Raw genomic sequence first — 13,374 nt, forward strand, 5'->3', positions numbered from 1 at the left:
GAGGCCGCCTTCGCGGTCGGTGGGTGTGGATATGGCTCTCGGGCTCGCCCAGGGGGATCGCGGCGGCACTGGCGAACCCGTGGCGGTCTGCTGTGGGGATCCGGGCGGCGGGACTGGCCGTGTTGGAACAATCGCGGAACTGTGACTCCCCAACAGATCCTGGAACGCGAAGCGCGCACGCGGGAGGAGGCGGACGCGCTGGTGGCCGAACTGGGGCTGGAGGCCGCGCTGTCGGCGATCGGCTCCCCAACGCGGGTGGGCAGCTCCGCGCTCGGAGTGATGGTGCGCCGCGATGTCGATATCACCGTCACCTGCGCCGCGCTTGACCAGACTACGCACGAGGCTGTCGCACACCTCGGCGCAGAGCTGGCGCTTCACGGGCAGGTGCGTGAGGTGCGCTTCCGCGACGACACCGGGCAGTGGAACACCGACCCGATGTACCCGGACGGTCTGTACCTGCACATCTCGTGCCAGGACGCCGAGGGTCGCGAGTGGACGATCGACATCTGGTTCGTCGACGAACCGGAGCGTCAACCCGACCTGGCGCACCTGCGCGCGCTGGCTCCGCGCTTGGACGACGCGGCGCGCGTCGTGGTGCTGGCGATCAAGCACGAGCTGGCGAGCCGATCCGACGATCAGGTCGCCAGCTACGAGGTCTACCGCGCGGTGCTCGACGACGGTGTGGCCACGCCCGAGGAGTTCGCCGCCTGGCGGGCGCGGGGCTGAGCGGCCGGCACCGGGCGAGCGCGGCATCGGCCTGCGGGCCAGGACGTGGCGCGCGAGATGATCATCCACTGTGGCCGGGAGCCGGTGGACGTCAGGTACGAGCCAGTCTGCGTGGCGGGGTGTGGATGTCGAAGTGCAGGGACGGCTGTCCGAGGGCGGAGTGCGGACGGGCGTCCGGGGTGGTGATCCCGAGGCGGTCCAGGAAGCTGAACCGCGCGGTCCGGATCTGGAACGAGCGAGGCCGCATCGCGGGATGCCAGATCGAGTACCGGCCGATGCCGCCGCCCAGTCGCCGATACCACCCGGTCGTCGGGTGGGTCAAGATCGCGAGCATGTCATCGACGCTGGAGAACCCGTCCAGCGGTTGCAGTGGTCCGGTGGTCTCGACGAGATCGCAGTGACTGCGGCCGGAGGAGTCCGCGGCGGTCATGTTCCAGCGTGCGCGGGAGTCGGTCCAGTCGGCGCTGATGCTGATGCGGCTGCGCGACCACGGCATGCGCCACAAGGTCCTGGGCACCGTCACCAAGGGGTGGTCCAGGTTCGTCCCGAAGAACCACACGCCGCGTTCGCCGTGCCTGCGCACGTATGCGCGGTAGTTGATCTGGCCGCAGGAGATGGCCACCTTCGGCGCGAACCGGAAGTGGAAGTCGCGGTCCTTGAACGGCACCGCGGAGACCAATCCCGCCGTGGTGCCGTCGACGAAGGAGAACGCCTCCGGTTCGAAGCCCTCGGGGAGGTGCCGCGCGATGACGTCGAGCGGGACGCGGTAGGAGATGATCGCGAAGTCCTCCAGCTCGGTCGTGGCGTGATGCCAGCGAACCGGTAGGCGCGGCGTCCCCGAGAACCTCATGCAAACCCCTGTCTCGGTACGAATCAGGCCATGCGCGGCGGTTTCGTCCTCTCACCACAACGCCGTGCCCCGTACTCACCCAGAGGTCCTGGGCGGAGGCGGGCACAGCGCCGGTTGATCCTATCGTGCCGAACTCCTGAGATCGTGTGGGACGGTGTGCCTACCGGTGCCGTGTTCCACGACGGTTACCGGGCTCGCCCCCAGCGGCCGAGTTCGGAGGTCAGGTGGCGCCCCCGGCAGCGGTCTCGATGAGTTCCGCGGGAGGTGGGCTCCCGCGCGTTCAGGAGATCTTCAACGCTCCGGCGTCGTGGACCACCCGGCCGCCCACGACGGTGGCTCCCACGGTCAGTTCGCCGATGCGTTCGGGATCCACGCCCAGCAGGTCGTCGCTGAGGACCACGAAGTCGGCGAGCATGCCTCGGGCGAGGGTGCCCTTGATGTGCTCCTCGTGGACGGCGTGCGCCGAGCCGATCGTGTAGGCGCGCAAGGCTTCCCGGGCGGTCACCGCCTCGTGCGGGCCGATGGGCGCACCCGAGGCGGTCCGCCGGTTGACCATGTCGTGGATGCTGAGCAGTGGGGCCGACGCGACCACCGGGGCGTCGGTGGAGCCCGGCAGCTCCACGCCCGCGTCCAGGAACGATCGCATCCGGTAGGCCAGCTGGCTCCGGGCCGGGCCGAGGGCGGCGAGCAGGCCGTCACCGATCTCCGACAGGAATCGGCCCTGCGGGACCGGGATGAGGCCGAGCGCCGCGATCCGGGCGACCTGCTCGTCGCTGGCCACCGCCGCGTGTTCGATGCGGTGGCGCACGTCGGGACGCGGGTGTCGCCGCTGCGCCTCCGCATACGCGTCGAGGACGATGTCCAGGGCGGCGTCGCCGATGGCGTGCGTGGCGACCTGCCAGCCGCAGCGGTGCGCGTCGACGATGTACGAGCGGATCTGTTCGGCCTCGTACTGGAGCAGCCCGCTGTTGCCCGGCGAATCGTGGTAGTCGCAGCACATCGCGGCGGAACGGCCGATCAGGGAGCCGTCCGAGAGGATCTTGGTCGGCCCGATGCGCAACCATTCGTCACCGAAGCCGGTGCGCACGCCGAGGTCCAGCCCGTACCACCGAACTCCCGGTTCCACGGCGCCGCAGTCGTGCAGCGCGGTGATGTAGGGCATGACCGTCATCCGGAGTCCGAGCAGGCCGCGTTCGCGCACGCGCAGGTAGGCGTCCAGATCGGCCGGCCCGTTGCCGATGCCGTCGACGACGCCGATGCCCGGCTCGGTCGCACTGGTCAACCCGACCGCGAGGGCGGCCTGCGAACCGGCGGCGATGTTGGCGGTCCACTCCTCGACGGGTTCTGGCCGGAGCACCCGTTCGACCAGCTGCATCGCGGTTTCCTGGAGCAGTCCGACGGCCCGCCCGCTCGCGTCGCGCGCAACGTGGCCGCCGGGCACGTCGGGCAGTGCGGTCGGATCGGTGAACCCGGCTCGTGCGAGCGCTTCGGTGCTGGCCACTGCCATGTGGTGCGAGGTGTGCACCAGCCAGACCGGTCGACCTCGGGCGGCGCGGTCCAGTTCCGCAGCCGTCGGATGGGCGCCGATCTTGTTCTGGTCGTACCCCGCCCCGACGACCCAGGCGTCGTCGGGCAGGGTCGCGGCGCGCTCGGCGACGGCCTGGTACAGCGCGGCGAGGCTGGGCGCGGCGCGGTAGGAGACGTCGAGCTCGCGCAGGCCCTTGCCGACCAGGCTCAGGTGGTGGTGCGCGTCGTTGAAGCCCGGCACGGCATGCGCGCCGTCGAGGTCGACGACGACGTCCGCGGTGCAACCCTCCAGCTCCTCGTCGAGTGCGACGATCCGCCCGCCCAGCACGCCAACGGCGCGGGCCGCGGGGCGTTCCGGATCGAGGGTGGTGAAGCGTCCATTGTGGAACAGCGCATCGAGGCGCACTTTCCCAACTCCTTGTCCTTGTCTTCCGTGGAAACGTCGCACGGCCGCCGGGGTGTGCCGGACCGGAGCCGAGCACCGCACGGCGAACGGAGGTGCCCGGTCCGGCGGCAGCAGGGGCACGGCCGCCGGACGCGGATTGCCGCGGGTGATGTCGTTGCCCGCGACCGGTTCGTCAGAAGAACCAGGGCGGGACGTCGTGGCCGTGGCCGACCACGTCGAGGAAGCGGCCACCGTGGAATGCCAGCGGTTGTCCCTCCCGGTCGCACGTGGCGACGACCCGGCCGAGGAACAGCACGTGGTCGCCCGCCGGGATCTCGTGCTCGGTGCGGCATTCCACGTGGGCCAGCGCGTCCGGGACGACGGGAACCCGGTGCTGGCCGTATTCGAGCGGCAGCCCGGCGAAGTGGTCTTCGCCGCGGCGGGCGAACCGCATCGCGATCGGCTCCTGGCGGCAGGACAGGATGCTGACCGCGAATCCGCCCGAGTCCGCGACGGCCTGGGTGGTGCGGGCTCCGGTGGTCAGGCTGACCAGGATGAGCGGTGGATCGAGGGAAACGGAGGTCAGCGAGTTGACCGTCATCCCGTGCGGGCCGTCGCCGCTGACGGTCGTCACCACGGCGACCCCGGTGGTGAACCGGCCCATGGTCCGGCGCAGCGTCGCGGGTTCCACGTGCGTTTCCGTCGGAGGTGGGTGAGCGGTTGGTGGCATGGGTGTCTCCTCGCGAGAACGTCAGGCCCGGTAGCGGACTTCGAAGGTGACCACGCCTTCGTCGGTGCGCCACGGCCCGTGCGGCATGCCCGGCGGACGGCAGGCGTACATGCCCGCGGTGAACGTCCGGTTCAGGGACAGGTCGGTGAAGGAGCCTTCGAGGATGTAGACCTCTTCCCAGAAGTCGTGCTTCTGCACGCCCATGGGCGTGGAGTCGGCGCCCGGCTCGTAGCGCAGGATCCGGGTCGCGACCCCGGTGTCGGGGTCGGAGGACAGGATCCGTTCGGTGATCTTCGGGTCGTCTCCGGGGCAGACGGTGTAGTCGACGTCGGCGACCGGGAAGAACTCGTACTCGGGTTTGGCCATGAGAGCGCTCCAGTTCGTCAGGCGGCGTGGGTGTCGTAGCTGGCGAGGAAGGAATCGACCGCGGCCAGCGGGGCGTCGAAGCCGTAGTTGCGGAAGGCGTATCCCTTCACCACGAACGGCGCCCCGGCGTAGAACATCTCGTACTGGTGGTGGCGTCCGGCGAACTCGCTGCCGACGGCGTCCCAGGCGAGTTTGAACAGCTTCACCCGCTCTTCGGCCTCCGCGGCGGGGCTGTGGACGTAGCGATCCATGTCGGCGCGCGTGTCCGGGTTGCGCATGTCCTCCACGCTGGAGGGAACCTGCAGCACTCCGCCGCCGACCAGATCGCGCAGCACGGCCAGCACGCGGGGGTACAGCTCGGCCTGCAACCCCATCGCGCCGTAGACCGCGCGGGAGCCGGGACGCCACATCCCCTGCTCGTCGGGAGCTGCGGTGTACTCGGCCGCGAGCACGGCGGATTCGACCAGCGAGGCCAGGCTCGCCAGCTCGCCCAGCTTCTCCACCACACCCGGGAACTTGTCGACTCCGTTGACGGCGGCGACCTTGCGCGCGATGCCGGCGAGGAACTGCAGCTTGACCGCGAACCGGATCTGCGCCTGCCAGTTGCCGAGCACGTGCGCCCCGGTGTCGAAGAACTGGCGGCGCAACCCGGCGACGTCGCGGTAGACGAACACCCGGTCCCAGGGGATGAAGACGTCGTCGAAGACCAGCAGCGCGTCGGTTTCGTCGTAGCGGGTGCTCAGCGGGTAGTCGTAGTGGCTGGTGGCCGCCGGCGCGTAGGGCCTGCGGCAGTACAACTTGAGCCCGCTGGCGTTGACCGGCACGACGAAGCCGAGCGCGAAATCCCTGTCCTCTTCGGTCAGCGGTTTGATGCAGGACACGAAGATCTCGTCCGCGACGGCCGCGCCGGTCGCCAGCATCTGCGCGCCCCGGACGACGATGCCGTCCTCGCGTTCCTCGGCCACCCCGGCCTGGACGAGGTCGCCGGCCCAGGCGTGCGCGGTGTCGGCCCGGGAGACCTGCGGCGGGATGATCGCATAGGAGACGTAGAGGTTCTCGCGCAGCATCCGCTCGTGGAAAGCGGTGACGTTGGCGGAGAAGTCGCGCTCCCCGCTGCCGAAAACCTCGGTGTGGGCGGCGAAAGCACTCACGAAGGCCCCGACGTGGTCGGGACTGCGGCCCACCCATCCGTGGGTGTGGTGCGCCCAGGTCTCCACGGCCAGTCGGAACGCGGCGAGGTCCTCGCGGCTGCGGGGCGTGGTGAACACCCGGTTCGTCTCGATCTCGGAGCCCGGACCGGCGTGGGTGGTCATGCCGGACGCGGGATCCGCGGCCACGTCGAACAACTCGGCGATCGTCGTGGCGATCGGTGCGAAAGCGGGGTGGTGAGCCACGTCGTGCACCCTCCGGCCATCGACGTAGATCTCACGATCGTCTTTGATGCAGGCCAAGTACTCGGACCCGGTGCGCATTACTGACTCCTCTGCTTGATCTCGTACGAGTGCGTCAAAGTCGTGCCATCGGCGCAGGACAGGTGCAGGCGCCAATAGCTGCCGTGCACGAACTCCCCTGTCAGGAGCGGGAAAGTTCCGCAGAAGACGACGAGGACGCCGTCGATCTCGCCGAGCGTCCCGGTCAGGCGTTCGAGCAGGTCGTCCGGTGGGCGCAACGTGGCGAGGTCGCCGTTCTGGTAGGGGAGTTCGTCCACACTGGAGGACGCGGTCATGCCATCCCACGCCGCCGCGGACACGTCGGTTCCGAGCGGGATCACCAGCTGTCCGATCGGCTTCGGGCACGCTGCCTTCGAGTCGGCGATGCTGGTGCGTTCGAGGTCGCGATCGGTGTGGTCGGATCCCACCGCCAGGTAGTACTCGCCGTGGTGGCGGACCAGCACGGGTTCCACTTCGCCCGAGGTGTGCGTGCCGTCGACCGCCACGACGGCGTCGGTGGACAGCAGGGCGGGGTCGAGGTCGTAGAAGGCGGGCACACTCGCCGGCGGTGGCACTCCGATGGCCTGGAGTTCTGCGATGTGCTCGGCGACGGCGCGCTCGTCGCGGGCGGTGTAGCCGGCCACGATGAGTCTGTCCGGGGTCAGATCGAGCACCGCGTCACCGTGTGCGACGTAGAGCCGCAGTCGGTCGTCGGTCACGGGCATCCTCCTGGTGCGTGCGGTGGTTGCGTGCTGGGCGGGGTGAAGGGGAGACGTCGATCCGCCAGCACCGGGAATTCGGCTCGCACCGCGTCGACGCACGAGGCATCGACCTCGCAGGCGGTGGGCAGCCGCCAGTGCGCGCGGCGAGCAGCCGGCCAGGCTGCGGGCACCACAGCGGTTTTCGCGCCCGCATCGACCAATGCCCGCCACAGCTCGGGAAATCTCAGGTCGTAACAGGTGGTGGACCCGATCGGGCCCAGCGCGCTGGTGGCGACCGATGCCGTGTCGCCGGCGATGAGCAACCAGTCATGCAAGATGTATACAACCGGTGTACGCGTTGTGCAATACCCGGCCCGGGATCGCTCCGGAAAGCCGGGGTGGCTCGACGGTCACCGCTCGGCGCCGGTGCGGCGTCAGAGCGCGGAGGCGGCCTCGGCCCGCACCGCGTCGAGCAGGGTGGTGAGGCCGACCTCGAACGCGCGCTCGGCGCGGTCGGCGGGGGTTTCCTGCGCGGCGAGCGCCGCCGCGAGGTGCGGCGCGTCGACCCCGTCCGGGATCTCCCACATCACCTCGGGCGCGGCCAGATCCAGCGCGGAACCGATGGCGAAGCTCTCCAGTGCCGTGAGGATCTCCATCGTCCGGCTGATCGGGATGCCGCTGTCAGCGAGCTGGGCCGCCATCTTCTCGTAGGCCGCGATGACCCGGGGCGAGCGGACCGTGGTGGTGGTCAGCATCGGCACCACGCGCGGGTGTGCGGCGAAAACCGCGCGGTAGGAGCGGAAGAACTCGGCTATCGCGACGTCCCAGCGGTGCTGCTGGAGGGGTGTCGGGTCCATCTGGTCGCTGATCTGCTCGCGGAGCAGCTCGATCACGCCGGCCCGCCCCTCGACGTGGTGGTAGAGCGACCCGGTCTGCACCCCGAGCCGCCGGGCCAGTTCGGGGAGCGTGAAGTCCCCGGTCTCGTCGACGAGTTCGAGCGCTGCCTCGCCGATCCGCTGGCGGTCCAGCACCGCCGTCCGGGGGCGTCCCGCCCGTCGTCGGCTGGCTCCCACCACCTTCACCCCCTTCCCATTCGTCATCGTCGGCCGTACGCTACCGCCCGCCTAAATCTAATCGGTTTCGATAATCGAGGAGACCGACCATGTCCGGATCCCCGCCCCGCGAAGAATCCACTCGGGACACCGGCGACGGCCTCAAGCGCGACGCGCTCGGGACCAGCGACCTGGTCTTCATCGTGGTCTCGGCAGCCGCCCCGCTGATGGTCGTCGTCGGCGTCGCGCCCCTGGCAGTGCTGGTCGGTGGCCTCGGCGCCCCCGCGGCCTACCTCTTCGCCGGGGTGGTGCTCGCCGTCTTCGCCGTCGGCTTCACGACATTTTCCCGCTATGTCGGCAACGCCGGGGCGTTCTACTCCTACATCTGCCTGGGCCTGGGCAAGACCGCCGGCGTGGCCGCGGCGTTGGTCGCCCTGCTGTCCTACAACGTCCTGCAGATCGGCGTGTACGGCCTGCTCGGCAAAGCCGCCCACGACACGTTCCTGGACGTCTTCGGCATCGACGCGCCCTGGTGGTGCTACGCCGTCGCCGGGGTCGCGCTGGTGTGGTACGTCGGGTTCCGCAGCGTCGACTTCGGTGCCAAGCTCCTGGCCGTCCTGCTCGTGGCCGAAACCGGCGTGCTGTTCGTGCTCGCCGTCGCGATCCTGGTCCGAGGAGGCGGTCCCGAAGGCATCGGGTTCGCGTCCTTCGCGCCCTCCCACCTGTTCGAACCCGGCATGGCCAGCATCCTGCCCATCGCGTTCGCCGCGTTCATGGGCTTCGAAGCCACCGTCATCTACCGCTCCGAAACCCGCGCGCCGCACCGCACGATCCCGCGGGCGATGTACATCGCGGTCGCCGTCATGGCCGCGACCTACGCCTTCATCGTCTGGAGCATCGTCCAGGCGTACGGCGCGCAGGGCGTGATCGCCGCGGCGGCCCAGGACCCGGTCGGCCTGTTCTTCACCGCCGCCGGCAACTACGTGGGCACCTGGTTCGCCACGGTGATGCACCTGCTCATCGTCACCAGCGTGGTGGCCAGCCTGGTCGCCTTCCACAACGCGGTGACCCGCTACGCGCTGGTCATCACCCGCGAAGGTCTGCTGCCGTCCCGCCTGGCGGCGGTCCACCCGCGCACCCGGTCGCCGCACGTCGCCGGTCTCGCGCAAACCGTGCTCGCCCTGGTGATCGTCGTCGGCTTCGCCCTCGTCGGCTTCGCCCTCGTCGGCGCCGACCCGTACCGGCACCTGCTGATCTGGGTGAACACCCCCGGTGTCTTCGGAATTCTGCTGTTGCAGGTCGCCGCGGCCGTCTCGGTCATCACCTTCTTCCGCCGCACCCCCAACACCGAAGGCCCCTGGCGCACCGTGATCGCGCCGCTCGTCTCGGCACTGGCGATGACCGGCGTGCTCGTCCTCGCGGCCCGCCACGTCGACCTGATGACATCGGCCTCGACCACGGTCAACGTGGTGCTGCTGGCCACGATCCCGCTCGTCTGCGTCGTCGGTCTGTCGTGGGGCGCCTGGCTGCGCCGCAACCGCCCCGAGGTCTACGCCGGCATCGCCGCCGACTGCGAGAAGGAGATCGTCCGATGAGCGCCGCCGACATCCTCGTCGTCGGGACCACCGCGCGCACGCTCGACCCGAGCCGCCCCACCGCCTCCGCCATCGCGGTGCGCGGAGACCGCATCATCGCCCTCGACGACGATGCGTTCGCGCTGCGCGGCCCCGGCACGGATGTCGTCGATCTCGGCGGGGCGATCACGACGCCGGGCCTGGTCGACGGGCACATGCACCCCCTGCACGGGATCACCTCGTTCGACGGCCTCGACCTGTCCGGGTGCAGCGACCTCGACGACCTGCGCGCGGCACTGGCCGGCGCGGTGCGCGGCCGCGAGGGGTGGGTGACGGGATTCGGGCTGGACCACAACGTCTTCGGCGGCAGCCCGGTGACCAACCACGTCGTCGAGGAAGTGCTGCCCGACACCCCGGTCCTGCTCACCCTCTACGACGGCCACTCCGCCCTGGCCAGCAGCACAGCCCTCGCGCGCGCCGGGATCACCGGACCCCGCGCGTTCCAGCAGCGCGCCCGGATCGTCTGCGACGAGCGCGGTCGGCTGACCGGACATCTGCTCGAACACGCCGCCATGGAACCGGTGCGCGCGGTGATCCCGCCGACGCCCGACGCCGAACTGCGGCGCCGGCTCGTCGACCTGCTGGAGTCGATGGCGGCCACCGGGCTCACCGGCGGCAACGTCATGGACGGCGCGGCGAGGAGCCTGGACCTGCTCACGCAGGTCGACAACGACACCGACCTGCCGGTACGGCTGCGGCTGGCGCCGTGGTGCATGCCCGGCGACGACCTCGACGGGCTCGTCGCGCTCCAGGGGCGGCGAGGAAAGCGCTGGGAAGTCGCTGCCGTGAAGTTCTTCATCGACGGCACCATCGAGGGCGGCACCGCCTGGCTGGAGCACGCCGACTGCCTCGGCCAGAACACCGACGCGCTCTGGCTGGACACCGAGGAGTACACCAGGGCCGTCCGGTACTTCGCGGCCGCGAGGGTGCAGACCGCGACGCACGCCATCGGCGACGCCGGCGTGCGCCACGTCGTCGACAGCTTCCAGGGCGTGGACACCCGCGGCGTCCGGCACCGGGTCGAACACCTCGAAACGCTGCCGGTGGACCAGGTCCGCCGACTGGTCGCCACCGGCCTGGTGGCCTCCATGCAGCCGTCGCACACCGCCTACACCACGGCCGACCACAGCGACGAATGGTCGACCCGGCTCGGTGCCGAACGAGCCAACCGGGCCTGGTGCTGCCGCGACGTCCGCGACACCGGAGGCACCCTCGTGCTGGGTTCGGACTGGCCCATCGCCGGCTACGACGCCCGCGAGGTGCTCAGCTTCGCCCGACTGCGCCGCCGGCCCGGTACCGACATCGCACCCGTCACTCCGGAACAGGCGTTGACCGGCCTGATGGCGCTGGAAGGAATGACCACCCACGCCGCGATCGCCGACGGCACCGAGTCGTCCGCCGGGCGGATCGCGGTGGGGTGCCGGGCGGACCTGACCGCGTTCACAGTGGACCCGGTGGACGCCCCGGCCGACGAGCTCGCCACCGCACCGATCCGGCTCACCATGTCGGCGGGGCTGATCACGCACCGGAGCGACTGAGTCGCGTCATCTGCTGAGAGCCTGTCTTCGAACTCGTTTTGCGAGGCGGCGCCGGTAGCGGAACCTCAGCGGCCCGCCCGTCACCCGACCACCACCCCCCACGGAGGCGCTGCCGCGCCACAGCCACATCGACTGCGGAAGCCCCTCCTGATGTATGCCCAATACACGGCGTCGGGGCTGTCCTCGCGAGACGACCGCTGAGAACCCGCGGCGGTGCAAGTGGCGAGACCACTCACCGAAAGAGAAAGCGGCTGGCGCCGCTTGCCACGACCCTTCCGAAAGCGGGTTCAAAGACTGGCACTGGTCGGAATCGCTTCTTCTCCCGCCGGGTCACCGGAATCCGTAGCTGGTCCAGTTGTCGAGCACGTGTTGTTGCAGGTGCTTCGGGTAGGAGCCGCGGAAGGAGGCGGTGATGCCCTTGTTGGTGCCCTGGAACTGCTCCGGTTGCAGGCAGCTGGTGATGGATTTGCCGCCCTTGGCCGCACGCGCCTCGTCGGGGGTGAGGTAGGGCACCAGCGGGATGCCGGGGGCGTCGGGGAAGGTGTAGTGGCTGGTTCCGGGGTGGGCGCGCGTGGCCATCGCCCAGACGACCTGGTCGATGTCGGTGATGTCGATGTCATTGGCGACGAGGATGACCTTGGGAACCAGCCACCCCGGGTGCGAGTCGAACAGGACCTCGGCGATCGCGTCGACCAGTGCCCGTTCCGTCGTGCCCAGCCTGCCGAGCCGGTCGAGGTCGATGGAGATGACCATCCAGCAGGTCGCGGCCTCGTAGGAGCACCACACCATGTCCACCGGTAGTCCGGCGGAGCGCAGCAGGTCCAGGCTCGCCGCGGAGATCATCGTGCCCCAGATGGTGTGGTTCTCCTCCGGAGGCAGGCCGGCCGCGCAGACCGGCAGGATCGGATCGGTGCGGTGGGTGATCGCGTCGACGTGGAACACCGGTTGCGGGCGGCTCTCGGCGAACGAATACCCGTGGTATTCGCCCATCGGACCTTCGGGAGCCGTCTCGTCGGGGCTGATGGTGCCCTCCAGGACGATTTCGGCGTTGGCCGGCACGTACAGGTCGTTGGTCTCGGCTCGGACCACCTCGACCGGGTGGCCGGTGAGCGCTCCCACGTAGCCGTCCTCGTTGACCTGGGCGGGCAGCGGCATCCCGGCGGCGGCCACGGCGGCCGGCGGAGCCCCGAGCACCATGGCCCACGGCGTCGGCAGTCCCCGCTCCCGCCACATGGCGTGGATCATCCCGAGGTGTTGTTGCGGCATCGCCGGTCCGACGAGCGTGGTGCGGCCGTGCAGCATGGTCCGGCTGATCGACCAACTCGTCCAGGTGCCGTTTGGGCTGGCGACGACGTGGAAGCCGTAGGTCCCGAAGTAGCGGCCCCCGTCCTCCTGGTGCAGCAGCGGAACCGGAAAGCGCTCCAGGTCGACGTCGTCGCCGAGCTGGACGTGCTCCTTGCAGGGCGCGTCCGCGGTCGTGACAGGGGAGAGCGGATCGGCGTGCATCGCCTCGATCAGCTTCTCCAGGATGTCGCGCGGCGTGCTCGTGCGGGGCAAGCCGAAGTGGGCCGCCAGCCGACCGTACTGCTGCGCACCCGTGCTGTTGAGCCCCGCAGGGGCGCCGAGGAGGCGGAAGCCGGGTTCGGCGCCGGTGAGGTTGGCGAACAGGGGAGCGGGCGCCTTGGTTTCGTAGACTCGCCGGGTGATGGCGCCGACTTCCAGCTCGGGGTCGACTCGCTGGTCGATGCGGACCGCGTCGCCTGCGGCGAGGAGGTCGTCGACGAAGTCGCGGAAGTTCAGTGCGGGGCCGTGTTGCGGCATGGGATCGTTCCTTTCCGAACCGACGGCCGCTGGGGCGCGTGCGAACACTCTTCATCACGCACAGTTAGTACGTGCACGTCCTAATATGAGGATATACTCCGTGTGCGTCCTGAACCAGGTGGAAGGGTGTGGAGAGAGTGAGTTCACCAGAAACCGGCGACAGCGTCCTGGCTGCGATCAGCGGGCTGGGGCACCTGAGCCGTCGGCTGACCCAACTGCACACCCGGCTCTGGCAGGAGCTGGTCGACCGCGAGGTCACCGGACCGCAATTCACCGTGCTGGGCCTGTTGCACCTCCGAGGTGTCATGGACCAGGGCACGCTGGGTGAACTGGCCTACCTCGACAAATCGACCATCGCTCCCGTGCTCAACCGCCTGCTGCAACGGCAGCTGATCGAGGTGACCCGCGACGACAACGACCGTCGGCGCAAACTGGTCGCGGTCACGGATCCCGGTCGTGACGTGGTGCGCCGGCTCACCCCCGCGGTCCTCGCCGTCAACGACCGCATGCTGGCCCCCCTGCCCGCCGACGATCGCGAGCGGTTCCTGGCATCGCTGGAACGGATCCTCCAGGGCTCCACCGAAGCGGAGTGAGGGGATAGCCGCTGTTGATCA

13 protein-coding genes are annotated in these 13,374 nt (G+C 69.9%); 4 read left to right on the forward strand and 9 right to left on the reverse strand.

Features of this window, described 5'->3' with window-relative positions:
- Positions 1 to 141: 141 nt before the first annotated feature.
- The gene (locus NV263_RS11755) at positions 142 to 726 is read left to right on the forward strand and encodes a hypothetical protein (protein ID WP_263252972.1); all 585 of its coding nucleotides are present in this window, start codon (positions 142 to 144) and stop codon (positions 724 to 726) included.
- Between the two features lie 91 nt (positions 727 to 817).
- On the opposite strand, the gene NV263_RS11760 is transcribed toward NV263_RS11755, so the two are convergent.
- From NV263_RS11760 to NV263_RS11795, 8 genes are all read right to left on the reverse strand, one after another.
- Positions 818 to 1,576, reverse strand: a complete 759-nt coding sequence (locus tag NV263_RS11760; protein ID WP_263252973.1) for a DUF2071 domain-containing protein — start codon at positions 1,574 to 1,576, stop codon at positions 818 to 820.
- A gap of 280 nt (positions 1,577 to 1,856) precedes the next feature.
- A complete protein-coding gene (locus NV263_RS11765; RefSeq protein WP_263252974.1) occupies positions 1,857 to 3,509 on the reverse strand; it encodes an amidohydrolase in 1,653 nt (550 codons plus the stop codon).
- Positions 3,510 to 3,681: 172 nt separating this feature from the next.
- Positions 3,682 to 4,179, reverse strand: a complete 498-nt coding sequence (locus tag NV263_RS11770; RefSeq protein WP_263252975.1) for a flavin reductase family protein — start codon at positions 4,177 to 4,179, stop codon at positions 3,682 to 3,684.
- Positions 4,180 to 4,239: 60 nt separating this feature from the next.
- Complete coding sequence (locus NV263_RS11775; RefSeq protein ID WP_263252978.1) at positions 4,240 to 4,584, reverse strand: cupin domain-containing protein; 345 nt, start codon at positions 4,582 to 4,584, stop codon at positions 4,240 to 4,242.
- A 17-nt stretch (positions 4,585 to 4,601) separates the two neighbouring features.
- Positions 4,602 to 6,056, reverse strand: coding sequence for a 4-hydroxyphenylacetate 3-hydroxylase family protein (locus NV263_RS11780; RefSeq protein WP_263252980.1), 1,455 nt, complete (start codon positions 6,054 to 6,056; stop codon positions 4,602 to 4,604).
- The gene (locus NV263_RS11785; RefSeq protein ID WP_263252981.1) at positions 6,056 to 6,733 is read right to left on the reverse strand and encodes a DUF2848 domain-containing protein; all 678 of its coding nucleotides are present in this window, start codon (positions 6,731 to 6,733) and stop codon (positions 6,056 to 6,058) included. The genes NV263_RS11780 and NV263_RS11785 overlap by 1 nt, the downstream gene beginning before the upstream one ends.
- Positions 6,730 to 7,038 carry a nitrilase-related carbon-nitrogen hydrolase gene (locus tag NV263_RS11790; RefSeq protein ID WP_317630417.1) on the reverse strand — a complete coding sequence of 103 codons (309 nt, stop codon included), beginning with the start codon at positions 7,036 to 7,038 and terminating at the stop codon, positions 6,730 to 6,732. The genes NV263_RS11785 and NV263_RS11790 overlap by 4 nt, the downstream gene beginning before the upstream one ends.
- Positions 7,039 to 7,149: 111 nt before the next feature.
- The gene (locus NV263_RS11795) at positions 7,150 to 7,815 is read right to left on the reverse strand and encodes a TetR/AcrR family transcriptional regulator (RefSeq protein WP_263252983.1); all 666 of its coding nucleotides are present in this window, start codon (positions 7,813 to 7,815) and stop codon (positions 7,150 to 7,152) included.
- Between the two features lie 62 nt (positions 7,816 to 7,877).
- On the opposite strand from NV263_RS11795, the gene NV263_RS11800 reads away from it, so the two are divergent.
- Together NV263_RS11800 and NV263_RS11805 are read left to right on the forward strand one after the other, a co-directional pair.
- Positions 7,878 to 9,362 (forward strand): APC family permease, encoded by a 1,485-nt coding sequence (locus NV263_RS11800; protein ID WP_263252985.1) that lies wholly within the window; start codon positions 7,878 to 7,880, stop codon positions 9,360 to 9,362.
- Entirely contained in the window at positions 9,359 to 10,939 is a 1,581-nt protein-coding gene (locus NV263_RS11805) for an amidohydrolase (protein WP_263252987.1), read from the forward strand. The genes NV263_RS11800 and NV263_RS11805 overlap by 4 nt, the downstream gene beginning before the upstream one ends.
- 330 nt (positions 10,940 to 11,269) lie before the next feature.
- Here NV263_RS11805 and NV263_RS11810 read toward each other — a convergent pair whose 3' ends face one another.
- Positions 11,270 to 12,760, reverse strand: a complete 1,491-nt coding sequence (locus tag NV263_RS11810; protein WP_263252988.1) for a UbiD family decarboxylase — start codon at positions 12,758 to 12,760, stop codon at positions 11,270 to 11,272.
- Between the two features lie 137 nt (positions 12,761 to 12,897).
- Between NV263_RS11810 and NV263_RS11815 the strand changes: the two genes are divergently transcribed.
- The gene (locus NV263_RS11815) at positions 12,898 to 13,353 is read left to right on the forward strand and encodes a MarR family winged helix-turn-helix transcriptional regulator (protein ID WP_263252990.1); all 456 of its coding nucleotides are present in this window, start codon (positions 12,898 to 12,900) and stop codon (positions 13,351 to 13,353) included.
- Positions 13,354 to 13,374 lie beyond the last annotated feature (21 nt).

It is taken from the genome of Saccharopolyspora rosea (genome assembly GCF_025643595.1).
Classification (GTDB): Bacteria; Actinomycetota; Actinomycetes; order Mycobacteriales; family Pseudonocardiaceae; genus Saccharopolyspora; species Saccharopolyspora rosea.